This is a genomic window from Sunxiuqinia sp. A32, assembly GCF_052690465.1.
On the sequence record NZ_JBQYLI010000016.1, the window covers coordinates 59,258 to 82,847 of the forward strand.

The window sequence follows — 23,590 nt, forward strand, 5'->3', positions numbered from 1 at the left end:
AGGAACATATTAAACAATCGATTATTTAATTTAATTGGGGTCTAAATAGTTAGATTTGTTAACAAGTATTATGAAAAGTTGTATTGTTTAAGTGGTAGTATTACAGGCTTTTATTAGATTTGATGTCTTTGTGGGTTTTTCTGTTATTTACTATTTTGACATATGTCAATATTACATAATATGAAGTAGGGATGACGTATTTCAACAATCTTATGCAGAATTTTTTGATGAAAAGGGTAGGGTTTATGCAGGTGTTTCGGGTATAAAAGACGAATTGACCTTTTATTTTGACATGGAAATTGCAGCTTTTTGGAATAATTCTTGTCAATAAAGGTGTGTTTAAATTGAATGCCATGAAAAAATACATCTTATTTACAATTATTTTTATACTGTCTTTTAGCTTTTCGAAAGCTCAGACAACTGCTGAGAAAGAAGAGACTTGTCGAGTCGAAAAGGTGTATCCTAATCCCGTTAATAACTTCGTTTTTATTGAAATTCATCAAGAAAATTATACGTATGCAAAAATTGAGTTGATCGATATTTTAGGAAATCAAGTTCAAAAGTGGCAACCTAAAGCTTTATTTCCTGGCGATCAAAAACTGCGTATTGATTTTCAAAATTTAAGATCCGGGATATATTTATTGAGAATTAGGATTGACGAACAAGAGTTTGTAAAGCGGATACGAAAGGAATAACTCCTAAAAACTTCAATCATTCAAACTTTTTTTTTGAATCACCAATTGGTGGTGTTGCCGATTTATTTAATCTCGTATGATTTTTAACAGTTTATTTGTACGACTTCTTTTATTAACTTGTATAATCGTTTAAGTTTAATGAAAGGAGGCCGGTAATGAAACTGATTCTTGAGAACATTAAAGAGTTGATTCAGGTAGAGCAGAAAGCCAAATCATGGGTTAATGGAAAGGAGATGGCAAAATTGCCGGTTTTAAAAGACGCATATCTGGTTATTGACGGGGATCAAATTGATTCATTTGGTTTGATGAACGAGTTTCCACCTAATTTTCGGAATGAAGATATTGTAATGGAAATTGACTGTACCGATAGGTTGGTCATGCCATCTTATTGTGATTCTCATACGCATTTGGTTTATCCATGTAGTCGGGAACAAGAATTTGTTGATCGAATTAAAGGACTGACGTACGAGGAGATTGCACAAAACGGAGGAGGTATTCTCAACTCTGCCATGATGCTGGAAAAGGCAACCGAAAATGAATTGTTTTATACTGCTGTGCAGCGATTGCACGAACTCAGTATGATGGGAACTGGTGCTGTGGAGATTAAAAGTGGATATGGATTGACAACTGAATCTGAATTAAAGATGCTTCGGGTTATTCGCCATTTAAAAGAAAATAGCCCTTTATTGATAAAAGCTACTTTTTTAGGAGCACATGCAATTCCAAAAGGATATCAGGATAACAGACAGAAATATATTGATATTATTATAAATGAAATGCTTCCTGTGGTTGCAGCGGAGGAGCTGGCTGATTACATGGATGTTTTTTGTGATCAGGGATTTTTTACCGTTGACGAAACAAAACAGTTATTGGAAGCAGGTGCAAAATATGGCCTACAAGCTAAAATTCACGCCAATGAGCTTGGCCTGACAGGTGGAATTCAAGTTGGCGTTGAGCAGGGTGCTTTGTCTGTTGACCATTTGGAATACGTAGGTGATGCAGAGATTCAGTCGTTATTGGGATCGGAAACTATGCCGACAATTTTGCCTGGTGCGGCATTCTTTTTGGACATGCCATTTTCACCGGTCAGAAAGATGATGGATGCTGGTTTGCCAGTAGCTTTGGCTTCTGATTTTAATCCTGGATCGTCTCCTTCAGGAAATATGAATTTTATCCAGTCTCTCGCATGCTTAAAATACAAAATGACACCTGAAGAGGCAATCAATGCAGTGACCATTAACTCCGCTTATGCCATGGGCTTGGAACATGTGTGTGGTAGTATCTGCCCAGGAAAACAAGCCAATGTTTTTATTACCAAAGAACTTTCCGGTTATGCTGCTATTCCATATTATTTTGGAAGCAATCCGGTTGAAACAATCATCTTAAACGGACAAATTTTATAGAACTAGTCAGATATGAATCAGATCATTGAATGTGTACCCAATTTTAGTGAGGGAAGAAATCCACATGTAATAAAACAGATTACAGATGCCATAGAAAGTGTGGATGGCGTGAAATTGCTAAATGTAGATCCGGGAAAAGCAACCAACCGAACAGTAGTTACTTTTGTGGGGGCACCAGAAGATGTTGTGGAGGCTGCTTTTCGTGGAGTTAAAAAAGCGTCAGAAGTAATCGATATGAGCAAACATCAAGGGGAACATCCTCGTTTTGGTGCTACTGATGTTTGCCCGTTGGTACCTGTTGCGAATATTAGCATGGAAGAGACCGTAAAATATGCCCATCAACTAGCCAAGCGGATTGGGGAAGAACTGTTGATTCCAATTTATTGTTATGAGTTTGCTGCACAAAATGAAGAGCGAAAAAGTCTGGCAAATTGTCGCTCAGGCGAATATGAAGGACTTCCCAAAAAATTAAAAGACCCTAATTGGAAACCCGATTTTGGGCCTGTTGAATTTAATGCAAAAGCCGGCGCAACAGCAGTAAGTGCCCGAAATTTTCTAATCGCATATAATGTCAATCTAAACACAACTTCTACTCGTCGGGCAAATGCGATTGCTTTTGATGTAAGGGAAGCTGGAAGAGTTCAGCGAGAAGGTGATCCGGTGACTGGAAAAATTGTCACGAATGAATATGGTGAACCGGTTCGAATTCCTGGAGTATTGAAAAAGGTTCGGGCAATTGGCTGGTATATTGAAGAATATGGAGTAGCTCAAATTTCGATGAACCTGACTGATATTACTGTAACTCCTATTCACATTGCGTTTGAAGAGGTTTGTAAAAGTGCAGAAAAGCGCGGCTTGCGAGTAACCGGTTCTGAGCTGGTTGGTTTAATTCCGTTGCAGGCAATGCTGGATGCTGGCAAGTATTTTTTGAGAAAACAACGGCGATCGACTGGAGTATCTGATGAGGAGATTATCAAAATTGCCATTAAGTCAATGGGATTGGATGAGTTAGGCCCATTTAATCCAAAAGAAAGGATTATTGAGTATTTATTGGAGAGTGATTCTGCCAAGTTGAAAGATTTATCCCTGGAAGCTTTTATAAATGAAACAGCATCCGAATCTCCAGCTCCGGGTGGAGGCTCAATTGCTGCTTATGTGGGGTCGTTGGGAGCCGCTTTAGGAAGTATGGTAGCGAACCTTTCAGCACATAAAAGAGGTTGGGATGGCCGTTGGGAAGAATTTTCGGATTGGGCAGAAAAGGGAAAGAATTACCAGGAAAAACTGTTGAAGTCGGTTGATGAAGACACTGCTGCATTCAATCGGATTATGGAAGCTTTTGGTTTGCCTAAATCAACAGACGAAGAAAAAGCTGCCCGTGGGAAGGCTATTCAGGATGCGACGTTAAGTGCAATTCTCACCCCATTGGAAGTGATGAAAACCGCATTCGCTTCAATGGAAGTGATGCAGACGATGGCTGAATTCGGCAACCCCAATTCGGTGTCAGACGCCGGGGTTGGTGCACTTTGTGCCAGGACTGCAGTTCATGGTGCTTATCTAAATGTACTTATTAATTTGGGCAGTTTGAAGGACGATGAAAAGGCAAAACAGCTTAAACACGAAGCAGGTGAAATCCTTTATCAGGCTGAAACCAAAGAGCAGCTTATTTTGAAAATTGTTGAGGATAAAATTTAGTTCTGGATTACTAGATTGGCGGATATTCGAATTCGTTATTATTTTAATAATCATAATTATTTGTAAAAAAAATAATCTGGCAAAATTGAACTTAATCTGATTTTTTGATGTCTATCATTCAGTGCATCACGATAATGAAGTTTTTTCATTGTTTTTAGTGATGAATACTAATTTGTTTAACTTTTAAAATAAGTGGTATGAAGAAATTGAATGTTTTTACCGGGTTGTTTTTAGCCTTCCTGTTCTCATTCATTGTAGTGCGAGCCGAAGAGAAAAAAGTCCCTGCGAACGCAGATTATAAAATGCCGGCTAAGGTGAAAACGGTAATTGATAATAAGTGCTTTGGTTGCCATAACACTGATTCGCGTAATGAGGATGCAAAAAAAGAGCTTGATTTTAAAACACTAGACGGATTATCGAAAGTCAAAAAAGTTGGAGCATTCAATCACATAACAAAAGTGCTAGAGGAAGGTACAATGCCTCCTAAAAAATTAATTGAAAGAAAACCAGAGCAAGCTTTGACAGAAAAAGAGATGAAGATTTTGACGAATTGGGTTGAAAAAGGAATCTCGTCGTTGATCAAAGAATGATTTGTATCTGTGAATGTTGTGGGAATTACCAAACGGTGTTCTCCTTTTTGCTGATCAATTAAATTCGATATGAAGAAAAAAATTCGATTATTCGTTATTATTCTCGCCTTAATTTTTGTGGGTGCACAGTTCATTCAACCAGAAAAGAATCTGGACGATATGGGACCTGACCATTTGTTTGCGCTAGAAAAGATACCAAGTGAGGTTATGCTGACTATAAAAAATGCTTGTCTTGATTGTCATTCTGACCAAACTAACTATTTGTGGTATCATAAAATAAGCCCTGTTTCGTGGATGATAAATAGCCATATCAAAGAAGGAAAAGGAGAACTCAACTTTTCCAAGTGGGGGGAAATGTCGAGTATTGATCAGGTTGGGATTCTTACAAAAATCAGTGAGGAAGTTGAACGTAAACAAATGCCATTAAAATCATACACATTCATGCATAAGAAAGCCAAACTTTCGGAAGAGCAGTCCAAAGCATTAATTGACTGGGTCGATGAAACAGCCTTAGGTTTGCTTACCCCAACGACGGATGACTAAGGTTATCTGATTCAAATAATAACGTTTCTGTAGTGAGAAAAGTAATTTTGTACATTGCAACAAGTCTTGATAATTGTATCGCGAAACCAGATGGGAACATTGATTGGTTAAATTTGCCACAATTCCAGATTCCGGGAGAGGATTTCGGCTTTGGTGATTTTTACCAAAATATTGATACGATTTTGATGGGACATGAAACTTACAAGGTGATAACCGGTTTTGATATTCCATACCCACACGCAGATCGAATGAATTATGTTTTCAGCCGCACCATTGACAGGGAAGTGAATGAATACACTCGATTTGTATCTAAAAATGTATCTGATTTTGTGAGAAATCTGAAAGGACAGAAGGGGAAAGATATTTGGCTGGTTGGAGGTGGTCAGATCAATACTTTGCTACTGCAGAATGAGCTGATTGATCAAATAATCCTGACTATTTTACCCATTACACTGGGAGATGGAATTCCTCTTTTTCAAAAACATTCAACAGAACATTTCTTTCATCTTGAAGAAACAAAAACTTTTAAAAATGGGATGGTGCAATTGGTTTTAAATCTGAATAAAACCACAAGTTAGGTTCTATATACCAATCATCAGACCAGCACTAAGCGTAAAGGTATTCAATCCCATGTTTGGCTTTTTTGTTCCGGCATTACTAATATGCCTGAATCCTGGCCTTAGGTCAAAATAGGCGTTATTAATCAGTTTTAAAGTAAAGCCAAAATTCAGGAAGGTCGAAAAGATAAAACCTTTCGCTTGTCTTCTTGGGGAGTCAGAAATGTAATGAGGTCCTGCGCCAATCACACTGTAAAAGCCTATAATGTCTTTTAATAATCTCGTCCGGGCCAACAAGCCTCCACTTAAGCCAAATTCTTTGGCATCAATCAATTCTGAGAAATCTTCACCGACTTTTGTAAAACGGGAAAGATTGTATTGTGGTTGCAAAACGGCTTCCCAATTCCATTTTTCCTTTTGGGCGAAGGTATAGGAGTACTCCAATTGAAAAAGATGAACTTCATAATCATAACTGGCATCAAAGATTACTTGATCTCCGATACCGGAGATGATTTCAAAGCGATGTTTTGAAATTTCTATATCTGGGGCTTTTTGACTCCAAAGCATATTTGAAAAACTAAAAATAGCGCTGAAGGTCAACGCTATTTTTAGTAGAAGTCTATTTTTTTTCATTCGTCTTATCCTTATTCTTTTGCCGTAGCAATATACAAAATGATTATTTCCTGATAATTGAATATGATAAATATTGCTATGTTTTCAAACAGTTGTCGTATGCCAGTTGATAGAATTGGAATTTTACAATTCTTGGTTTATACAAAATGAAGGAAATAAATATTGGGTATTTTATGAAGTTTCTATTGCGGTATGTATCAATTTTGAGCGGCATTTGCTAACTTGCCGAAACTATTTAATTCGATAATATTTGAAATAACATACCATGGAAAAGACAGAAAAACTTCAAAATTTAATAGATTCCAGAATACTGAAAGAACGTAAAGTATTTTTGTGGGGGCAGGTTGATGATAAGTCAGCTAAACACGTAATTGATCGTTTGCTTTATTTAGAATTGGAAGAACCTGGCAAGGAAATTCAGCTGATTATTAACAGTCCTGGTGGATTTGTTACTTCCGGTTTTGCTATTTACGATGCGATGAAAAGTTTAAGCAGCCCAGTTGCAACAGTTTGTACCGGCTTGGCAGCTTCTATGGGATCGATCTTGCTTTCTGCCGGTGAAAAGGGTAGAAGGTTTATTCTTCCACATGCACGGGTGATGATACACCAGCCGAGCGGTGGTGCTCGCGGTGCTGCTTCTGATATTGAAATTCAAATGGAAGAGATTATCAAAACCAAGAAACTTGGTGCTGAAATTCTTGCAGAGAATTGTGGTCAGTCGATAGAGCGAATCATGAAAGATTTTAATCGCGATTACTGGATGTCCGCAGATGAATCTCTGGAATACGGAATTGTGGATGGGATTCAAACCAGCCTTTTGTAGATCAATTATAAAAATATACTATTTGAAGAATGCAGACTTTTGGGTCTGCATTTTTTGTGCGTAATAGTTGATTGGGTTTTGACAGTAGTTAAAAAATCTGCCTGATAAGGCATAAGGAGATATTATTCTTGTCAACAGGGAATTTAAAGAATATAAAAGAATGGATTTTACAATTTATAAAACTGTTTCCAAAGCTTTTCAAACTCTTCTTCGTATTGAATAACTAAATCATATTTTGAAGTAACCAACAAGTTTTCCTGATTGTGTTTGGTTGCTGTATAGGTCCAGTTGAAGCTTCCCGTAAAGCAAATTCGCTGATCGATAATGCCAAACTTATGGTGCATGTGATACTGTGAATGGTCAATCTTTATAGGAATTCCGGCCAAATGAAGTGGGTAAATATCAGAGCCTTTATCAAACGTTTTTCGGTCATCGGAAATGATTTGGATTTTAACTCCTCTTTTATGTGCCCGCAATATTCGATCAGCCAAAGACGAATCAGTGATGGTGAATATACACAGGTTAATACTGGTTTTTGCTTCATCAATCAAGCTGGAAATAATTTCCCGAATATCAGTTCCCGGGCTGAAATACACCTTGTGAAATCGAAAGGTGTATTTTTCTAATTGTGCAAGGCAAAACTCCAGCCAAAAGATAGCCTGTCCACCATTGTGTTCATTTTCAAGTATTCGGGCTTCATGAAATAATTTGCTCCTTAGTTCCTCGCGTTCGCTCCGGTTCAATTTTTTTATTTGATCAACGATAGTGGAATCTACTTCTTTTGAAAAAGTAGTTCCTAGGTATTGTTTGAAATGATCAACCAGATTATCCATGAATTATTTCTTAAAGGCACATGAAGTCCATTTATTGGCCTCTTTAATGATAATTTTGGAAAGCATTAATTCCGAAGCATGCCCAATGATATCCTCCATATCCTCTTTGTAAAAACCACTCACTATCAATAAACCATCATCATTTAACACGGACACATATTTTTCCATGTCTTGTAAAATGACATTCTTATGAATATTCGCTAAAACAATATCGAATTTCTGCTCATGGAGTAAGCTGGCGTCACCTTGTATAGCTGTTAGATTGGAAATATGGTTGAGTGCTGCATTTTCTTTTGTTCCAGTATAAGACCATTCATCAATGTCGATGGCAGTGATGCTTTTCGCTCCCAGCATGGACGCCATAATTCCTAAAATCCCGGTTCCGCATCCCATATCCAAAACAGTTTTGTCTTGTAGGTCTAGTTCCAGTATATGCTGCATCATCATGGATGTAGTCTCGTGATTTCCAGTTCCAAAAGCCATGTTTGGCTCAATGATGATTTCGTATTCAGCTTTTGGAAAATCTTTATGAAAGGGAGCTCTAATCAATACCTGGTCATTAATCATTAAGGGTTGAAAATAGTTCTTTTCCCATTCTTCATTCCAGTTAATATCGGGCATTTCTTCCTCATTAAATTCAACCGAGAATGGTATTTCACTTAAAACGGACTGGATATCTTCTGAATTTACTTTTCCAATTGGGTAGAAGGCCGTTAATTGATCGCCCGAGTCATCAAAACTTTCAAAGTTCAAGGCTGATAAATAAGCGATTAGAATCTCCCGATTAGTCTCGTTATCCGGATTCAGTGCAAAAGCAGTTTTTGTATATTTCATGGTGTAATTTTCATCTTTATGCAAAGATAGAAAAGATTGTGGTGCGAGGAGCGAGGTGAGTAATTGATGCATGAAAAAAGCAAACTGGAAGTTGGTAGAGGAATAATAAAAAAGAATCCCATATAAATGAACATTCATTACATGGGATTCTTTTTTTGTTTGCTAATTCCAGAACTAACTAAACGAAAATCCTTAATTAATTTCCTCACCAAACCAGATCTCAGGAGCACTGCTGACCCCTGCTTTTGTCATGGCTGATTTTAAATCTTCAGATCCAAAAAAGTCTCTTGCTGCTTTCAACGTGTTAAACTCGTGTGTAACAATTACATTATCCGGAGCATCCGGATCACGATAAACATGGTCTGCAGTAACGCCTCTTGCTTTTGCCGTGGGAGCAAACTCGTCATAGACTGCCTTCCATTTTGCGAAGTCTTCTACTTTGTGTTTTACAAATGTTTCTACCATAATTACTTCCTCCAATTAAATTCTAATTGCATATCATCCAGAATCAGGTTAGTTTGTTGGAGTTTTGTTGAAACTGTTTTTCGTGGATTCATCCTTATCCTTAAAAGTTGCCAGATATCTAACTTCAACTTGTCGGTATTTACAAAGAATTTTTCCGCTTGTTTTTTCATGAATTTGACAGAAGCAGGACTCTTTTACTGAACTACTTCTTCGTGGATGAGTGATTTGATTTTGTCAAGCATTTCATCGTTAACATCCGTCATGTTGTGAACTTTTCTTGAATGTTCGAGAACTTGCGTTAACAAGTCTTCCTCTGATTCAGACCTGCCAACAAAATCACAATCGTAGCCACCATCTCTACAGCTAATTACTTTTACAATAGACATAAACTAATCCTCCAAAATTTAAATTAACGTTTAAAATTTAAGTAGTAACAATCAAAATTGATTGCTTATTTGGCAAGTAATTAATGGCTTTTTTATTTTGTAGAGAAGTATAAGAACTATTCAAATTACGGAATATTTAAGTCATTTACAAGTATTTAAGATGTTTTTGTCTGATATGGTTTTGGTGAAATTTTCCTTATGATAAAGCCTTGGGATATATTCTATCCGAATGATTAATTTATTGGGCTATGCGAGGGGATAAGTTAATTATCCTATTGTAAATCAGTATATCAACTTTTTTGAGTTAATTTTTTATCCTAACTTAACTGCAAACAATAAATTAAAGAAAATGCTCGATCTTTATTCGTTTATCAGGGATGCCAATTTTTATAAAAAGCTGGTTATTGATGATCTGTTGTTTGTAGAGTATAAATGCATGGCCGAGGAAACCAAGGCAGGTATTTGGTCGGACACCAATTATTTTGTTTTTGTTACCAGTGGCAAAAAAATGTGGCGAAGCATTTACAACGATTATGTGGTACAAACGGGCGACTCGTTGTTTGTTCGAAAAGGTGCCAACCTGGTACACCAGTATTTCGACGAGCAATACTGTGCTTTAATGGTATTTATTCCCGACGAGTTCATCAAAAACTTCACCAGCCGCTTTTCGAGTGTTATACGTGACCTTCCGGAAAATGCGACCGATCCTGATTCGGTAATTCGCATTCAGCTCGACGAGTACCTCGAGGCCTATGTTAATTCGCTGGCTACCTTTTTGGGCGCGCAGGTGCTTCCCGGCAAGAATTTGCTCGTTCATAAATTCGAGGAATTGCTGCTTAATATTTTTACGCGTCCCTTGCATAAAGAAGTTGCCAAATACCTGAATTCGCTCAATAAAGACCAAAGCACGCAATTGAGGCAGATCATGGAAGAAAATTTTGCATACAACCTGAAATTAGAGGAGTTTGCCCAACTTTGCAACATGAGCCTGAGTTCGTTTAAAAGAACCTTCAACTCGGTTTACAATACATCGCCCGGGAAATGGCTCACCCGGAAAAGACTCGATTTTGCTGCACATCTTATTAAAACTTCCGAGAAAACGATTAGCGAGATTTCTTTTGAATGCGGATTTGAAGAACCGTCAAGCTTTATTCGTGTATTTAAACAAAACCTCAACTGCACCCCGCTTCAATACCGCACGATAAAAGGCTGATTACATTGTTTTTTCTTCGGGAATTTCTCGCAAAATGCAATAAAAATTGCATTTGGGCTTTTTTGCAGATTTTGTGAACCGAAGTGTCTATCACCTGCCTGTTGTCCTGCTCTATCTTTGCATTGTACTTGATTATTAACTATTAAAACAATTTAAAGATGGAAACAACAGTAAAAACAATTAACGGCTTCAGTACTGAAGGAATTATGAACACAGTAGCAGCAATTCAGGGTAATCCTGAAATAGCAAAATTCGAACTTCGTGCCACTAACACCTGGATTTCGGGCGGACACAACCGAAGCTTTGTGCAAGGATTTTATGGCGCGTGCCAGGAAGACACTTCGCGAGAAACACCATTTGTATTCGATAACGATGAACCACCTGTTTTATTCGGAGGAAACAAAGGTGCCAATCCCGGAGAGATATTACTGCATGGTTTGCTGGCTTGCATGACTACAGCAATGGTTTTGCTGGCTGCAGGAAAAGGAATTGACGTTTCGGGAGTATCTTCCAGTATTGAAGGCGATGTTGACCTTCAGGGATTTTTGGGAATGAACCCTGATATCCCGAAAGAATTTAGCCAGATCCGCGTAAAATTCGAAATCGAAGGCGCTTCTGAAGATGAAAAGGAACAGTTATTGGCTTTTGCCAAACAGTCGCCGGTATTTAATACCCTGATTAAACCAACCGATGTTCAGGTTTCAATTCAGTAAAAGTATTTAAGGTTTTCAAGATGATGATTTTTAGATGGTTTAAAACCTTGCTGGTTGTGGCAGGGTTTTTTGCTTTTCATCAGTCCGTTGCAGCGGTTTAGGAATGTAGGCGGTGGGCCTTCTATTTTTTCTTATAATGAAGTGCAACAACACCCGAAGTAAATGTTTTAGTGCCTATCAGTCTTAGGTTTATTAGTTCGGGAACATTTTTAAATAACGGAATACCTTGCCCTAGTAAAACAGGATTTACAAAAATCCAAAATTCGTCGACCAGCCCTGCATTTAAAAGAGAATAAGAAGCTCTTGGGCTACCAAAAATTAATATGTTTTTACCTGGTTGTTGTTTTAGTTTATTGATATTCTCTACGAGATTGTCGCTTATGACTGTAGTGTTCAATAATCCGGTTTCATTAAGAGTTTTTGATAAAACAACCTTTGACACATTTTTATACCAAACTGAATGTTCTTTGTCGTGTTTGCTTGCATTAGGCTTTTCAGCGGCTGTTGGCCAATATGCTTCCATCATTTGATAGGTTACTCGTCCATATAGCGCCGTGTCGGTTTGATCTGTCATTGTTGAAACAAAATCAAATATTTCATCATCAACAGTTATCCAATTCATTTCACCATTTGTGCCACCAACGAAACTATCAAGTGACGCATGCATAAAATATACTAAACTTCTCATATTACTATCAATTTTGACTTAAAACAATAATCCAATACTTATTGTTTGGTTGGCGAATTTTAATGTGGGCAATAAATAGATACACATTGAGTCTATTCCATATTGCAAAGAGCGTTAACTGACGGATTAAGTAAAAAAAGGAAGTGGGAGAATATGAATTTTACTTTTTATATATATTTCTTACCTGCGGCAATAAAGTAACGACAATAAGCGCGACTGCATAAAACATGTAAAAGGTATGCAGCCAATGAACCGATTGAAGAAAGACCATTTGAATTTGTATCCAACAAATTAGCGCCAAAGCAATATAAATGGTGAATGTCCATGACCAGTGCATGTCTTTAAATAGATTGATTTGCTCGGCCAGCCTGGATGTTGGTTTCTTAAGTAAGGCAAATACCAGTAAAGTTGGAGCAAGTCCGAGTACTAAAAATAGAATGATTCCCGGGATAAGAAAACTATTGAAAGGTGACTCCGCTAACGTAGATAGCGGCATTCCAAGCAGCTCACCTATTGGCGAAATAATTATAGCTCCACCTCCACCAATGGCTCCCGATCCGAGGAATCCTAATAAAAGTAGTAATATGGTTCGCATCGTTCGTTCAGGTATTCTAAACTCTAAATAAATAGTAGACGTATATGAAATTACGGAAATTTTAAGATTGGGTTTGTTATTGGGTGAATTCAGGAATAATAGGAGAATATATTCTGGGACGGCAAAGTTTGTGGAACATCAATAATAGATGGGTTTAGTATCTATAATGAAAATGCAGGAGAACATGAAAAAGAAGGTGCTAAATAGAATTTTGGTTGTGTTTGGGGTACTGGTAATGATGTGGATGGCATTTCCATTTGGGATGATTTTTGCGCTGGCGTTTTGGATATATTTGGGGGTGCTTGTTTTGAGAAAGAAGCCTGTTTACCGGAATGAAATGGATCCAGAATTAGCAGAAATGCACTGGAAGAGATTGAAAACATTAATGATAGCAGCCGGAATATTATTTCCTGTTGCTACCGTTGGCATCATTATGCACAATATGAGGTCGCGCGCGTTAGGAACAGAAGAAGCTCTCTTTTTTTTCATTGGAGTTATAGCGATGTGGTTATTTGTTCTGTTATCTGCAGTTGGGTTTATTTTATTTCTCAAAGGACGGAAACGACCATCATAAAGGAAGATTATTATTCGGTTGTCTTGAATGATTAGCAAAACCACCCCAATCCACAGAGCAAGAATGTATGACAATGTGTTATCTGTAAAAGTAGCTTAGGTATCGGTGGCTTTTAGTTATTTTATTTTTAGCAGTTTAATGGTTTTTAAATAGGTACTACCTATTCTCATTGTCAAAAAGTGAATGCCATTTTGCCATTTGCCGGTATTTATTTGAAAAGAATGGCTGCCTGCCTGACTATTGATTTCTTTGTGAAGAATTCGTCTTCCAGTTTCATCTGTAATAATAAATTCGACTAACTCACTTTTAGGAACACTATAATAAATTGTTGTATAGTTGGTTAATGGATTAGGTACGCATACGTTATCTAAGTATGCATTTTTCTGCAGGATTTCACTAGTCGATGCAATTTGGTTCAGTGTCAAACTCAGATCACCGAAAAAGATAGGTGTTGCATAATGCATTTCAAATTCAATCGACCAGGGATAAATAAGAGGCGTATGGTTGTGGTAGAGATAAGCTTCTCCAATACTTTTTCCCTCAAGCATTGCAGTTGCAATGTTTTTACCGAAAAAGCCATTTTCATTGTTACCTAAACCCCCTACATTGCTTGTCCCTCCCTTGGTAACAAGGGCATTACTTAAACTGCTGTAAGTAATCTCTATTGCAATGTTTTCTTCGTAATCAAGATTTCCTGTATTGCAGCCGCCAAGCCAAACAAAAATTGGCTTAATGGTCATATTTTGAATTTCCGGAATAGATAATTCCCCATTGGTATAGTATGAACCATGTGCCGTAAGGGCTGCAAATGTATATTTATTTGATTTTAGTTCTTCCTCATATGCAAATGCTACATCCGGTTCTCCAATGCTGTTGTAAAAATACAAACCTACATTACCCCATTCTGTAAAAGGGGTCCACGAGAATTGACCTGAACTCATTGAGCTAAACAGGTATTCATATTCATTTGCATTATCTGCGTTGTAATGTTCATTCACTTCTATGAACCCATCTTGAATGTCAATGTTTCCATGTCGATACGCGTGATTTTTCTTCAAATATTGATTGATTTGCGTGATTGTATTATGGATACTTTTATAATAAGGGAGAACACTTACCCAAATCTCGGAAATTGTATCGCCATCATGCTTGGAATATGATTCAGGGTACTGTGGATTATTTTTGTAGAAATTACCATTTAAATCAGAGTAGAACTGGGTTGACAAACAATTGTGAGTTGTAGGCGATAGATCGGGATTTAAATAGGTAACAACAAAGTGTTGTCGAGCGAGCGGGATTTTCCCCATTAAGATTGCTCCTACTAAGGATGGAGATGTTGATGTGTATAGAAATTGAAAATATTCTCTAATTTCCTCCGGAGATTGAAAAGTATTTGTTTTAAGGATAACATGATAGTTTTCTGATTCCAGGTCAGTCTTAAAAATGTTTAGATCTTCGGCGATACCGTTGGATATTTGAGAATCAACTAAAACTACAATACTTTTTTGATTGGTTTGTGAAATGCTGGAAAGGGATAATGAAATCAGAAAAAGTATGATTACAACCTTCTTTGGAATTCCGGGTGATTTATACTTGAAATTATTGGTGGCATAGGTTTTCATTTCAGAAACAGCATTTGATAAATTATTCAAATCCTCCATGAAATAAATGACAGTTTCAAACCCATATTCGCTATTTTAACTCACTTGTCAGCATTTCAATGTGACTATACGTTTTGTCTAATTTTTTGTTTTAATGTATTCGTTATAATCTAATCAGTAAATTGTCGTAAACTAAATGATTATGAGATTACTGGGTTGTGGGGAGTGAAGGTTGCATTGATTGGAATTTCTATTTCATCTTGAGCATAAAATACCCAAGCACTGCTCCAACTCCGAAATAGATCAGGATTTTATACCAAGGTTTAAAATCGTCAACCGGACAATTCAGGGATGGGCAAAACTCCATGTAGTGGACAGTGATGAAACTATTTCCTTGATTTTTCAGGAAAACAGGACCCTGCACTTTTTTTGAGTTTCCGGAATACTTCTTTCCTTCAACTGTAAATTCATAATCGTACGAATACGTATACGAGTTACGAATTGTCTCGTTTCGTTCACCCATTTCCCTGCGAAAGTTAAGAACTTGTGCCTGAGTGGTATTTCCGGCAACCCATAAAGCACTGAGAAAACAGCCGTAAAGAATAAATATCAGGGCTGCGGTACCAATTATTATTTTACCGATTGGGGAACGTTTTTTCTTTTTTTTCATCAGCTAATTTTTAGTGAGGCTATATTTGATTGATTGATTGATTGATTGATTGATTGATTGATTGATTGATTGATTTTACTGAGATAAAGGCGACGCTTCATGTAGGATGTGGATTCCAATATCATCAACGCTGGTATTTGAATTCGATAGGACCACAACCCCCTTGTCACCATCTTTGACAAAGCCAGCAAAGGTTCGATATCCCCCGGTACCTCCGTTGTGCCAAATAATAGCAGAGTCATCAAACACCATTGTATGCCATCCCAAGCCTACAATTGGAAAATTGCCTTCTACTCTTGAATTTTTATGTGCCAATTGCATAGCGGGGAATAAACTGCTTTTCTCTATTCCCATATTTGCAGCCAAATATTTGAGCATATCAGCAGCTGTAGAACGAATTGCCCCGGCACCAGCCAAACTTGGGATATCCCAGTTCTCGACTTCAATTCCACCACTATGTCCCATAGCCAGATTCTTTTTCATCGATGGAGTTAGAGAGATTCGTGTATTTGTTAATCCAAGTGGGGTGCAAATCGTTTTTACCATCAATTCTTCGTAGGTCAGTTGGTGTTTCGCGGCTAGCAGATGTCCCAGTAACCCAACTGCATAATTGGAGTATTCGTATTCGGAACCGATATCCCTTGGAAGTTCATAGTTATTGAGAAAATCGTACAGTTGCTTTTCTGAGTAATCGGCGTATGGATTTGCCGGATTTGCCGGATTCATATTGGTGGGAAGCCTTGGCAGGGACGAAGTGTGATTGGCTAAGTTGAATAACTTGATGGATTCACCATTTCTTGTTGGTGCAGATATTCCGGCAGGTAAGAGAGTTTGTATTGGATCATCTAATTTCAATTCACCCTTTACAGCCATATCTGCTAATAAAATTCCGGTGAATGTTTTTGAGATGGAGCCGATTTCAAAAATAGTATTTTCGTCCACAGTAACTTTGCTCTTTAATGATTTGACGCCGTAACTATAAAAGTTCACGCCATTGCTGGTAATTATTCCAACAACTATTCCGGTGTTCATGCCATTGTCAACCCGGGAATTAATGTTTTCTCTAACCTCTGCGGGGATGCTTGGCTCTTGTGCTTCACAATTTATATTGAATCCAATTGTAATGGCTAAAACTGTTGCAAGAAAATTTGACATGGTATGGAGTGTTACTTAGATTCTAAATGTTGAGAAATATTTTTGCTATTATTCAATTTCAATGTTCAGCAAGTTATGAAAAATAAGAATATGCAACTCTTATGTTGATTGTGATTTGAACAAATAAGGGCTGATTTTTTCGCTGCAGTTTCGAATCAGATATGAATTATAAAGAAGTAGACATTTATAATGGAAAGAAAGAATAGAGAACTAACTTGTTTCAACAATGGATATTCATATTCTATTTGGGAGGAAAATTCGGATTATTCACCCTTATTTCTTCAGTTCGTAGTTGATACCGGAAACGAACTGTTGAGTATAAAATTGGACATTACGATCGAGTAGGCGATAGCCAAAAGCAGAAAGCTCATAAATGTCGGGGTAATATTTTAATATCAATGAATTAAGCTCATATTTTACTTGTTTCATTTCTTCAGCCAGCTCCGGAACAAGTTTTTGTTTTGCAATTAAAGATGACATTAGTTTTAGCTCTTCGTCCTTACGGTATTCCGGATAGTTGCGGTCTTTATCAATGACAGCTTCGGTAAAGCTAATGGCTTCATCTGCCATCATATTTAATAACTCTTTAATTGATTCAGTTATTTCAATATGATACAGTATTGGGATAACATAGCTGAATGTCTCGAAAAAGTCATTTTTAAAATGGTTTCGAAACTCATCAATCTTCTTGAAATCCTCAAATAGCTCGTTCATATATCCCTCCCTGTTAAGCTTCATAAAGACCTTTTTAATTTATAACATTTTTAATACATAAAAAGATTAATGGATATATTATAGAGCATCATGTATCAGGGACAGGCAAAAAAAAGCCATCTGTCAAACGACAGATGGCCTTTTACTATATAAAGTCTTATTACTTGACTAGTATGCGTTGATGATTGCAAGGAAGTCTTCAGCTTTCAATGAAGCTCCACCAATTAAACCACCGTCGATGTCTGGGTTAGCAAACAATTCGTTAGCATTTTTTGGACTACAGCTACCACCATAAAGAATAGAAGTTTCTTCAGCTACTTCAGCACCGAATTTATCAGCAATCAATCCACGGATGAAAGCCAACATTTCCTGAGCTTGTTCAGAGCTGGCAGTTACACCAGTTCCAATTGCCCAAATTGGTTCGTATGCAATGATAATTTTTGAGAAATCTTCAGCAGAAAGGTTGAAAACAGTCTCTTCCAATTGTGTTTTTACAAAATCGTTTTGAGTTCCAGCTTCGCGAATTTCCAACGCTTCACCACAACAGTAGATAGGAGTTAATCCGTTTTCTAAAGTCAAAGCTACTTTTTTGTTTAAGATTTCGCTGGTTTCACCATAGTACTCACGTCTTTCAGAGTGACCTAAGATTACGTATTCAGCACCTGTTGATTTTACCATAGTTGCAGAAACTTCACCGGTAAATGCACCTTTAGCTTCAGCAGCACAGTTTTGAGAGGATACACCAATACGTTTTGTATCAACTGCGTTAACAACACTTGTAATATGTGTGAATGGAGTTCCAAGAACTACAACAACGTCTTCAGCGCCTTCTTTAGCAACTAATTCGTTAACAGCTTTAGCTAGTTCAACACCTTCCTGAACAGTGGTGTTACATTTCCAGTTACCGGCAACAACTTTTTTTCTCATCTTTTTTTATTTTGAGGAATAGTGATTATTGATTCAAAAAATTTCGCACCAAAAATAGAAAAAGGCGGTAAAACCACCTAACTTCTAAAAATATCTTTCCAAGGATTTAACTTTTGGTTAAACCCATTTTAAAATGTGAGGGTGTGCCAACCGTCTTTGAGATAGTTTGTTAAAGGAACTCCCATCCCTTTTACATCAATATCCATGGCTTTCAGATTATCCACCACTCCATACATCTCTGCACAGTAATAGCAAGCTTCAATTTTTACTCCGTTTTGCTGCATGGTTTTAATGTATTCTTGCAGCATTTTGTTTTCCGTTAGTAGTTTGGACGAGGGGCCCCATACAATTAGAACGACTTCGTCAAACCATCCTTGTTTTTTTGCATTATTGGTGTACATAAAGCAGACTTTCTCTGCCACATCGGGATCACCACTGGTCCAAAGAACAGCGAGTTTGTTGCTATTATCGTTCATTGTTGAATTTTTTGATGCCTGGCTGGAGACGTTAAGAAAGATCACAGCCAGAAGAATAAATATTACCTGTTTCATGATTTTGTGTTTATTGATTGTAACAAGTTAAATCCAATCCAGTTGAAAACAAAATTCCTGAAAAATAAAAAGGGTGCTTCCCAATCGTAAATGATAAACACCCCTTATGTAATTCCTACTTTTGTAAGTTAAAACTCAAAAGTCAATTTCATATGTAATTTCCCTCCATGAATTTTTCCGGAGTCGAAAAAATATGGTTGAGATTGAGGACCAAAATTGGATGCTCGTTTGAATTTTGAACCGATTGCATTTATCCCATGTAAAAATGAAATATCACCCGATGGGTATTCAATTTTAGTATTGGAAGGCGATTGCGGATCCTCAGGTGTAAGCATGCGCAAAAAGATGTCCTTAGACTGTACATACACTTTAAAGCCGGGAGTATCTTTGCCTTGTATTTCGGCCCAGTAAATGTTTGAATGATACCCTTTAAATTCAGGGTAAATGAAGCCAGACTCTCCAGTGATGGTGTTGTTGTATGCTTTTTCCCATAATCCAAAATTTACTCCTTTAAGTCGGTTTTTATAAACCCTGTAGGGGCCGTTACCCATCCATTTCATACCTGCCACATTTTCTTCAGGGAAATTAAAGGTGATACCTGCAAACTGACAATTATTTTGGGGCTGATAAGCAACATCCAATTCAACCTGGCCATTTCCATCAATTGTCCAGGTTAGTTGATCACTATTGTCATAAATCACCTGCACAATCAATTCGTCGTTTTTGAATGAATGGTTTAACTCTTTAACAGTTTTCTCTCTACTAACGAACACCGGACCGTTTGAAAGCGGAATCAGTTGGTTGTTTTTTTGAATCGAGGCAATTGTGCCGTCACTTTTGTTCAGCGATATTTTAATTTTACCGGCTTTAATTTTTAATTCGTTTTCAGTGTCCTTCAAAGTCGGTTTTACATTTGATTTATTAACCAGCAATTCTTTGGTTTGGACCGAAGGATCTTTTACTGCCCAGCTCCACATGTTTAAAAGCCTTCCATACTTATCGGTGGCTGTTATTTTTAAAGCATCGAATTTTTGCCAGTTTTCAGGAAGAGTAACTTTCAATTGCCCTTTTTGTCCTGGATGAAGATTAAGATGTATGATTTCAATTATGCCCGTTTTTTCTCTGATATTTTCTGCTGGTGTAGAATAATTGATCCACTCGGCTTTAATGGAGCATCGATTTAAATTGGTATACAAATACCGGTTTTCGATGTTAAAAGTACCATTGAATTCGGGCGTAATGTAACGCTTCTCAAAATAAATTGGCGACCAGATTTCCTTAATTGTAAAGAAGCTACCTTCTTTTTCATTGTAGGGACCAACTATACCATCTGGGGCGTGGTTTCCATCCGAGTCAAGCTTGTTGTTGAGATCGGTACGCTCAATCGCCTCATCAGCAAAAACCCAGAGAAAACCACCGGCACAAAGTGGATCGTTCCACATTTTCAACCAATAGTCATCCAGTCCGGCGCCATGACCACCATCGTACAACCCATGAATGAATTCAGTTGGAAAATAAATTTTCCGTTGACTAAATCCATCATGCGAAAGGTAATTGTAATCAATGTAGTGGAGTGTATTGGTTTTTTCATACGTTTGCCAGGGGTGAATGACAATTCGTTTTTGAATATCCAGTTCTGCAAAGTCATCATTCAGGTTGTTGTTTTCACCTCCTTCATTCCCATTATCCCAAATGATGATACTAGGGTGGTTCACATCGTGGGCAATCATTTCTTCCAGTAGTTTTCGTCCTACCACATCATCATACGAAGGCCTTTGCCACGCGGTCAATTCATCCAACACAAACATTCCCAACGAGTCACATACATCCAAAAAGTGCTTGTCTGGTGGATAATGCGACATGCGAACGGCATTCATGTTCATGTCTTTCATTAGATTGACGGCTGTAATGCTTAATTCCTTTGATGACGTTCGTGCATACTTGGGGTGGAAAGTATGTCGGTTCACACCCTTCATTTTGATGCGAACATCATTTACGTAAATCCCATCACTTTCACGCACTTCAATGGTCCTGAAACCAAATCGCTCACGATGTTGATGAATGGTTTTACCCTCCTTGTCAAGAATTGAGAAAACTGCATAGTACAAATTCGGAAATTCTGGATTCCAAAGTTTTGGATTTTTAAATTCTCCATGAATTCTGGTTATATCAGCAGCTATTGGTTGCGTAAACCTCGCTTCAGTTTTTCCATTTAATGATTGAATTTCAACTTTTACAACGGTTGCATCACTCGAGTTCTTTATATAAGCATCGGATATAAAGCTGCCATCGGCTTTTGCATCGATGGCGACCCGTTGAATATTTGTTGTTGGTTTGATCTCCAGATATACAGGACGAAAAATGCCACCAAAAATCCAGTAATCTGCTTTTCGTTCAGCCTGGCTCACCGAAAGATTATCGGAGTGTTTTTTTACGAAAACTTCCAATTCATTCTTTTTGCCAAAATTGACAAGTTTGCTTATGTTGTATCGAAATTGATAAAACGCACCTTGGTGAACAGGTCCTGCAATTTTCCCATTTATTTTGACTTCTGCATCGGTCATCACTCCATCAAAAACAATGGTGATTTCTTTATTTACCCAGTCTTGCGGAACTTCAAAGTTGTATCGATAGGTTCCAGTTTCATTTATACGCTTCTCGAATGGATCATGACCGTAGTTGTAGGCCCCAAAACCTCCCTGCTCCCAGCATGAGGGGACGTCGATGGTAGTCCACTCTCCCGATTTTCTTCCATCAGAACAGTAAAATTCCCATTCAACAGTATTTTCAGCATCAGTGCCAGATAAGTAAATTGTTTCCGTTTTTTGAGCAAGCAAAGAAATACTCAAAAGGAGTAAGATGTTTAGTGAGATCAGTTTCATTTTTTCAGAATTGATTTGAAGACTAAGATACAGTAAGGTGAACTCAATCGAATTGATTTCAAGAGGAAATCACGTTTTTTTAACCGTTAAAAGTTCTATGTGTTGAAAGTGGAATCAATCAGTGGATCAATGTAATGGAAGCACTTTTTAATTATATTTGAGCTTCAATTAATATTATGGCACCTGATACTGAAAAACTCAATAGTCAATTATCAAAAATTCTTGAAAGTGATCAGTTCTCTCGATCTAATGCAAACAAGGTACTACTTAAGCTATTGTTTTATGCAACGATAGAGGGGCGGAAGCTGAAAGAGGCAACAATTGGAACCGAAATTTTTGGAAAAAAGTATGATCCTGTAAAAAATGACAATAAGGTTCGGGTATATATTCATAATCTAAGGAAAAAGCTTTCTGCTTATTATGAAGAGGAAGGACGTTTAGATGAAGTTATTTTTGAAATTGAAAAGGGGGATTATCGGGTTTCTTTTAAAAATAGAACTGTCGGAAAATCGAAGTTTTCTATTGGGATTGTATTTTTTATCCTGTTGCTACTAATTGTCGGTGGAGGAATTATTGCTTCTGTGCTTATTGAAAATGAAAGCAAATTTGATTTTTGGGATGGTTTTTCCAGTAATGATTTTCCAACTACCTTAATAATTGGCGACCATTTTACAATTGGTTCCAATGTTCCGACCGGTGGGACTGGCGTCTTTAGAGACTTTTCCATCAACTCTGAACAAGATTTTTCACAGTATATCCATGAACATCCAGAGCAAGCCTCTGCGATGATTCCAAATAGTTATCCTTATATAACCAAAATGGGGCCTTACAGCACGAAAGCACTAAGTATGTTTTTTGTTGATCATGGAATCTCGTTTGACTTGGCGCTTAATTCTGAATGGGAAAAATCAAAAATTACTTCAGAAAATATTGTTTATGTAGGACAATTTAAAACTTTAAGGTTTTTAAGAAATGTGTTTGCGGAATATTTCTCAAATTATGAATTCGGTGATAATCATATAATTAGAAAGGATTCATTGACAGGCCAAATACAGCGGTTTCAATCAATACTCGAAGATCAAACGGTTGACTATACAGTTGTTACAAAAATTCATGGTTCTGTTGGGAATGAAATTGCCATGTTTATGTCGGGCAATGATATTGGAGTGATTCAGACCGTTGAATATTTTACGAAGAAAGATTCGTTATCTGCTTTTTACGATCGCTATCAATTAATCGGAAAGGATTTTGTTGCGCTTTTTAAAGTGAGTGGATGGGAGCGCACCGGTTATTCAATGGAGCTTGTAATGATTGACAAAAAATGATTTTCAATCTATTAATTTGTGGATAGGAATCAAGTCAAATTCCCCGTGATCTGATTTTATTTCATTCAGATAGTTTTTATTCAGAACAAAAAGCAGGCTGTTAAATTTATCCTGAGGGAAGGTGTTTTCAGCGGTAAATTCCTCGTCGTCAAAGTTTGTAAAATTAAGCTCACAAGCTGATAGTTCCCATTGTTCATCATTCATAAAAAGTAGAGGCAAGCCATGTGTTCGGCAAATGATTGGACGATGTTCATAAATCTGACACTCGTGATCTTTTAGAAAGATACAAGATCCATTTTCTTTGGTTCCTGTTTGTATTTCTTCATTTTTTATTGCCTCCTTAATTGAATCAAACTCAACCGGGAAAATTTGATAGTCCATACAACACAGGTCGCATCCTTTTTTGCATTCAACGTGCGAATGATGCATTTTAAAAAGCTTGTTGGAAAGTTCATCTATAGCGGATCTCAGCTCACTGTATCTTTTGCGCATTTCACTCATATCTTTCTTCTCAAATCAGAATTGCAA

The 23,590-nt window shown here is 37.2% G+C and carries 27 protein-coding genes; 11 read left to right on the forward strand and 16 right to left on the reverse strand.

The window, feature by feature from the left end:
* The first annotated feature begins 353 nt into the window (after nt 1–353).
* The 6 genes from ACUNWD_RS15665 to ACUNWD_RS15690 all read left to right on the forward strand — a co-directional run bounded on the left by ACUNWD_RS15665 (nt 354) and on the right by ACUNWD_RS15690 (nt 5,501).
* Nucleotides 354–695: a T9SS type A sorting domain-containing protein gene (locus ACUNWD_RS15665; RefSeq protein WP_445588779.1), complete on the forward strand. Its 342-nt coding sequence runs from the start codon at nt 354–356 to the stop codon at nt 693–695.
* A gap of 155 nt (nt 696–850) precedes the next feature.
* The gene (gene hutI, locus ACUNWD_RS15670; RefSeq protein ID WP_445588780.1) at nt 851–2,098 is read left to right on the forward strand and encodes an imidazolonepropionase; all 1,248 of its coding nucleotides are present in this window, start codon (nt 851–853) and stop codon (nt 2,096–2,098) included.
* A gap of 12 nt (nt 2,099–2,110) precedes the next feature.
* Entirely contained in the window at nt 2,111–3,790 is a 1,680-nt protein-coding gene (gene ftcD, locus ACUNWD_RS15675; protein ID WP_445588781.1) for a glutamate formimidoyltransferase, read from the forward strand.
* 197 nt (nt 3,791–3,987) lie between these two features.
* Complete coding sequence (locus ACUNWD_RS15680) at nt 3,988–4,380, forward strand: heme-binding domain-containing protein (RefSeq protein ID WP_445588782.1); 393 nt, start codon at nt 3,988–3,990, stop codon at nt 4,378–4,380.
* A 69-nt stretch (nt 4,381–4,449) separates the two neighbouring features.
* Complete coding sequence (locus ACUNWD_RS15685) at nt 4,450–4,923, forward strand: heme-binding domain-containing protein (protein ID WP_445588783.1); 474 nt, start codon at nt 4,450–4,452, stop codon at nt 4,921–4,923.
* A gap of 32 nt (nt 4,924–4,955) precedes the next feature.
* Entirely contained in the window at nt 4,956–5,501 is a 546-nt protein-coding gene (locus ACUNWD_RS15690; protein ID WP_445588784.1) for a dihydrofolate reductase family protein, read from the forward strand.
* Nucleotides 5,502–5,504: 3 nt separating this feature from the next.
* Here ACUNWD_RS15690 and ACUNWD_RS15695 read toward each other — a convergent pair whose 3' ends face one another.
* A complete protein-coding gene (locus ACUNWD_RS15695; RefSeq protein ID WP_445588785.1) occupies nt 5,505–6,113 on the reverse strand; it encodes an acyloxyacyl hydrolase in 609 nt (202 codons plus the stop codon).
* Between the two features lie 265 nt (nt 6,114–6,378).
* On the opposite strand from ACUNWD_RS15695, the gene ACUNWD_RS15700 reads away from it, so the two are divergent.
* Nucleotides 6,379–6,936 carry a ClpP family protease gene (locus tag ACUNWD_RS15700; RefSeq protein WP_445588786.1) on the forward strand — a complete coding sequence of 186 codons (558 nt, stop codon included), beginning with the start codon at nt 6,379–6,381 and terminating at the stop codon, nt 6,934–6,936.
* A gap of 167 nt (nt 6,937–7,103) precedes the next feature.
* Here the strand turns inward: ACUNWD_RS15700 and ACUNWD_RS15705 are convergent, their stop codons facing one another.
* From ACUNWD_RS15705 to ACUNWD_RS15725, 5 genes are all read right to left on the reverse strand, one after another.
* Nucleotides 7,104–7,769, reverse strand: a complete 666-nt coding sequence (locus ACUNWD_RS15705) for a phospholipase D-like domain-containing protein (protein ID WP_445588787.1) — start codon at nt 7,767–7,769, stop codon at nt 7,104–7,106.
* Between the two features lie 3 nt (nt 7,770–7,772).
* A complete protein-coding gene (prmA, locus tag ACUNWD_RS15710) occupies nt 7,773–8,603 on the reverse strand; it encodes a 50S ribosomal protein L11 methyltransferase (RefSeq protein WP_445588788.1) in 831 nt (276 codons plus the stop codon).
* 192 nt (nt 8,604–8,795) lie between these two features.
* The gene (locus ACUNWD_RS15715; RefSeq protein ID WP_445588789.1) at nt 8,796–9,068 is read right to left on the reverse strand and encodes an antibiotic biosynthesis monooxygenase; all 273 of its coding nucleotides are present in this window, start codon (nt 9,066–9,068) and stop codon (nt 8,796–8,798) included.
* A 2-nt stretch (nt 9,069–9,070) separates the two neighbouring features.
* Nucleotides 9,071–9,238, reverse strand: a complete 168-nt coding sequence (locus ACUNWD_RS15720) for a hypothetical protein (protein WP_445588790.1) — start codon at nt 9,236–9,238, stop codon at nt 9,071–9,073.
* Between the two features lie 24 nt (nt 9,239–9,262).
* Nucleotides 9,263–9,454, reverse strand: coding sequence for a DUF1059 domain-containing protein (locus tag ACUNWD_RS15725; protein ID WP_445588791.1), 192 nt, complete (start codon nt 9,452–9,454; stop codon nt 9,263–9,265).
* Between the two features lie 349 nt (nt 9,455–9,803).
* Here ACUNWD_RS15725 and ACUNWD_RS15730 point away from each other — a divergent pair, with 349 nt between their 5' ends.
* Both ACUNWD_RS15730 and ACUNWD_RS15735 read left to right on the forward strand, forming a co-directional pair.
* A complete protein-coding gene (locus ACUNWD_RS15730; RefSeq protein WP_445588792.1) occupies nt 9,804–10,667 on the forward strand; it encodes a helix-turn-helix domain-containing protein in 864 nt (287 codons plus the stop codon).
* A 158-nt stretch (nt 10,668–10,825) separates the two neighbouring features.
* The gene (locus ACUNWD_RS15735; protein WP_445588793.1) at nt 10,826–11,380 is read left to right on the forward strand and encodes an OsmC family protein; all 555 of its coding nucleotides are present in this window, start codon (nt 10,826–10,828) and stop codon (nt 11,378–11,380) included.
* A gap of 121 nt (nt 11,381–11,501) precedes the next feature.
* Here ACUNWD_RS15735 and ACUNWD_RS15740 read toward each other — a convergent pair whose 3' ends face one another.
* Complete coding sequence (locus ACUNWD_RS15740) at nt 11,502–12,068, reverse strand: dihydrofolate reductase family protein (RefSeq protein WP_445588794.1); 567 nt, start codon at nt 12,066–12,068, stop codon at nt 11,502–11,504.
* A gap of 160 nt (nt 12,069–12,228) precedes the next feature.
* Nucleotides 12,229–12,663, reverse strand: coding sequence for a hypothetical protein (locus ACUNWD_RS15745; RefSeq protein ID WP_445588795.1), 435 nt, complete (start codon nt 12,661–12,663; stop codon nt 12,229–12,231).
* 184 nt (nt 12,664–12,847) lie between these two features.
* Between ACUNWD_RS15745 and ACUNWD_RS15750 the strand changes: the two genes are divergently transcribed.
* Nucleotides 12,848–13,237 (forward strand): hypothetical protein, encoded by a 390-nt coding sequence (locus tag ACUNWD_RS15750; RefSeq protein ID WP_445588796.1) that lies wholly within the window; start codon nt 12,848–12,850, stop codon nt 13,235–13,237.
* Nucleotides 13,238–13,353: 116 nt separating this feature from the next.
* Here the strand turns inward: ACUNWD_RS15750 and ACUNWD_RS15755 are convergent, their stop codons facing one another.
* The 7 genes from ACUNWD_RS15755 to ACUNWD_RS15785 form a co-directional block, all read right to left on the reverse strand.
* Nucleotides 13,354–14,898: a hypothetical protein gene (locus ACUNWD_RS15755; RefSeq protein WP_445588797.1), complete on the reverse strand. Its 1,545-nt coding sequence runs from the start codon at nt 14,896–14,898 to the stop codon at nt 13,354–13,356.
* 190 nt (nt 14,899–15,088) lie between these two features.
* Entirely contained in the window at nt 15,089–15,508 is a 420-nt protein-coding gene (locus ACUNWD_RS15760) for a hypothetical protein (protein WP_445588798.1), read from the reverse strand.
* 75 nt (nt 15,509–15,583) lie between these two features.
* Nucleotides 15,584–16,663, reverse strand: a complete 1,080-nt coding sequence (locus ACUNWD_RS15765) for a serine hydrolase domain-containing protein (RefSeq protein WP_445588799.1) — start codon at nt 16,661–16,663, stop codon at nt 15,584–15,586.
* Between the two features lie 273 nt (nt 16,664–16,936).
* A complete protein-coding gene (locus tag ACUNWD_RS15770) occupies nt 16,937–17,401 on the reverse strand; it encodes a hypothetical protein (RefSeq protein ID WP_445588800.1) in 465 nt (154 codons plus the stop codon).
* A 144-nt stretch (nt 17,402–17,545) separates the two neighbouring features.
* Nucleotides 17,546–18,304, reverse strand: coding sequence for a triose-phosphate isomerase (tpiA, locus tag ACUNWD_RS15775; RefSeq protein ID WP_445588801.1), 759 nt, complete (start codon nt 18,302–18,304; stop codon nt 17,546–17,548).
* A 128-nt stretch (nt 18,305–18,432) separates the two neighbouring features.
* A complete protein-coding gene (locus tag ACUNWD_RS15780; protein ID WP_445588802.1) occupies nt 18,433–18,855 on the reverse strand; it encodes a DsrE family protein in 423 nt (140 codons plus the stop codon).
* A gap of 128 nt (nt 18,856–18,983) precedes the next feature.
* The gene (locus ACUNWD_RS15785) at nt 18,984–21,737 is read right to left on the reverse strand and encodes a glycoside hydrolase family 2 TIM barrel-domain containing protein (RefSeq protein ID WP_445588803.1); all 2,754 of its coding nucleotides are present in this window, start codon (nt 21,735–21,737) and stop codon (nt 18,984–18,986) included.
* A 176-nt stretch (nt 21,738–21,913) separates the two neighbouring features.
* Between ACUNWD_RS15785 and ACUNWD_RS15790 the strand changes: the two genes are divergently transcribed.
* The gene (locus ACUNWD_RS15790; RefSeq protein ID WP_445588804.1) at nt 21,914–23,062 is read left to right on the forward strand and encodes a hypothetical protein; all 1,149 of its coding nucleotides are present in this window, start codon (nt 21,914–21,916) and stop codon (nt 23,060–23,062) included.
* A 3-nt stretch (nt 23,063–23,065) separates the two neighbouring features.
* Here the strand turns inward: ACUNWD_RS15790 and ACUNWD_RS15795 are convergent, their stop codons facing one another.
* Entirely contained in the window at nt 23,066–23,563 is a 498-nt protein-coding gene (locus ACUNWD_RS15795; protein WP_445588805.1) for a YkgJ family cysteine cluster protein, read from the reverse strand.
* Nucleotides 23,564–23,590 lie beyond the last annotated feature (27 nt).

Bases quoted from the DNA above. Each gene is read 5' to 3' on its own strand.
- ACUNWD_RS15665 (WP_445588779.1), top strand. From the start codon at position 354: ATGAAAAAATACATCTTATTTACAATTATTTTTATACTGTCTTTTAGC.
- hutI (WP_445588780.1), top strand. From the start codon at position 851: ATGAAACTGATTCTTGAGAACATTAAAGAGTTGATTCAGGTAGAGCAG.
- ftcD (WP_445588781.1), top strand. From the start codon at position 2,111: ATGAATCAGATCATTGAATGTGTACCCAATTTTAGTGAGGGAAGAAAT.
- ACUNWD_RS15680 (WP_445588782.1), top strand. From the start codon at position 3,988: ATGAAGAAATTGAATGTTTTTACCGGGTTGTTTTTAGCCTTCCTGTTC.
- ACUNWD_RS15685 (WP_445588783.1), top strand. From the start codon at position 4,450: ATGAAGAAAAAAATTCGATTATTCGTTATTATTCTCGCCTTAATTTTT.
- ACUNWD_RS15695 (WP_445588785.1), bottom strand. From the start codon at position 6,113: ATGAAAAAAAATAGACTTCTACTAAAAATAGCGTTGACCTTCAGCGCT.
- ACUNWD_RS15700 (WP_445588786.1), top strand. From the start codon at position 6,379: ATGGAAAAGACAGAAAAACTTCAAAATTTAATAGATTCCAGAATACTG.
- ACUNWD_RS15705 (WP_445588787.1), bottom strand. From the start codon at position 7,769: ATGGATAATCTGGTTGATCATTTCAAACAATACCTAGGAACTACTTTT.
- prmA (WP_445588788.1), bottom strand. From the start codon at position 8,603: ATGAAATATACAAAAACTGCTTTTGCACTGAATCCGGATAACGAGACT.
- ACUNWD_RS15715 (WP_445588789.1), bottom strand. From the start codon at position 9,068: ATGGTAGAAACATTTGTAAAACACAAAGTAGAAGACTTCGCAAAATGG.
- ACUNWD_RS15720 (WP_445588790.1), bottom strand. From the start codon at position 9,238: ATGAAAAAACAAGCGGAAAAATTCTTTGTAAATACCGACAAGTTGAAG.
- ACUNWD_RS15725 (WP_445588791.1), bottom strand. From the start codon at position 9,454: ATGTCTATTGTAAAAGTAATTAGCTGTAGAGATGGTGGCTACGATTGT.
- ACUNWD_RS15730 (WP_445588792.1), top strand. From the start codon at position 9,804: ATGCTCGATCTTTATTCGTTTATCAGGGATGCCAATTTTTATAAAAAG.
- ACUNWD_RS15735 (WP_445588793.1), top strand. From the start codon at position 10,826: ATGGAAACAACAGTAAAAACAATTAACGGCTTCAGTACTGAAGGAATT.
- ACUNWD_RS15740 (WP_445588794.1), bottom strand. From the start codon at position 12,068: ATGAGAAGTTTAGTATATTTTATGCATGCGTCACTTGATAGTTTCGTT.
- ACUNWD_RS15745 (WP_445588795.1), bottom strand. From the start codon at position 12,663: ATGCGAACCATATTACTACTTTTATTAGGATTCCTCGGATCGGGAGCC.
- ACUNWD_RS15750 (WP_445588796.1), top strand. From the start codon at position 12,848: ATGAAAAAGAAGGTGCTAAATAGAATTTTGGTTGTGTTTGGGGTACTG.
- ACUNWD_RS15755 (WP_445588797.1), bottom strand. From the start codon at position 14,898: ATGGAGGATTTGAATAATTTATCAAATGCTGTTTCTGAAATGAAAACC.
- ACUNWD_RS15760 (WP_445588798.1), bottom strand. From the start codon at position 15,508: ATGAAAAAAAAGAAAAAACGTTCCCCAATCGGTAAAATAATAATTGGT.
- ACUNWD_RS15765 (WP_445588799.1), bottom strand. From the start codon at position 16,663: ATGTCAAATTTTCTTGCAACAGTTTTAGCCATTACAATTGGATTCAAT.
- ACUNWD_RS15770 (WP_445588800.1), bottom strand. From the start codon at position 17,401: ATGAAGCTTAACAGGGAGGGATATATGAACGAGCTATTTGAGGATTTC.
- tpiA (WP_445588801.1), bottom strand. From the start codon at position 18,304: ATGAGAAAAAAAGTTGTTGCCGGTAACTGGAAATGTAACACCACTGTT.
- ACUNWD_RS15780 (WP_445588802.1), bottom strand. From the start codon at position 18,855: ATGAAACAGGTAATATTTATTCTTCTGGCTGTGATCTTTCTTAACGTC.
- ACUNWD_RS15785 (WP_445588803.1), bottom strand. From the start codon at position 21,737: ATGAAACTGATCTCACTAAACATCTTACTCCTTTTGAGTATTTCTTTG.
- ACUNWD_RS15790 (WP_445588804.1), top strand. From the start codon at position 21,914: ATGGCACCTGATACTGAAAAACTCAATAGTCAATTATCAAAAATTCTT.
- ACUNWD_RS15795 (WP_445588805.1), bottom strand. From the start codon at position 23,563: ATGAGTGAAATGCGCAAAAGATACAGTGAGCTGAGATCCGCTATAGAT.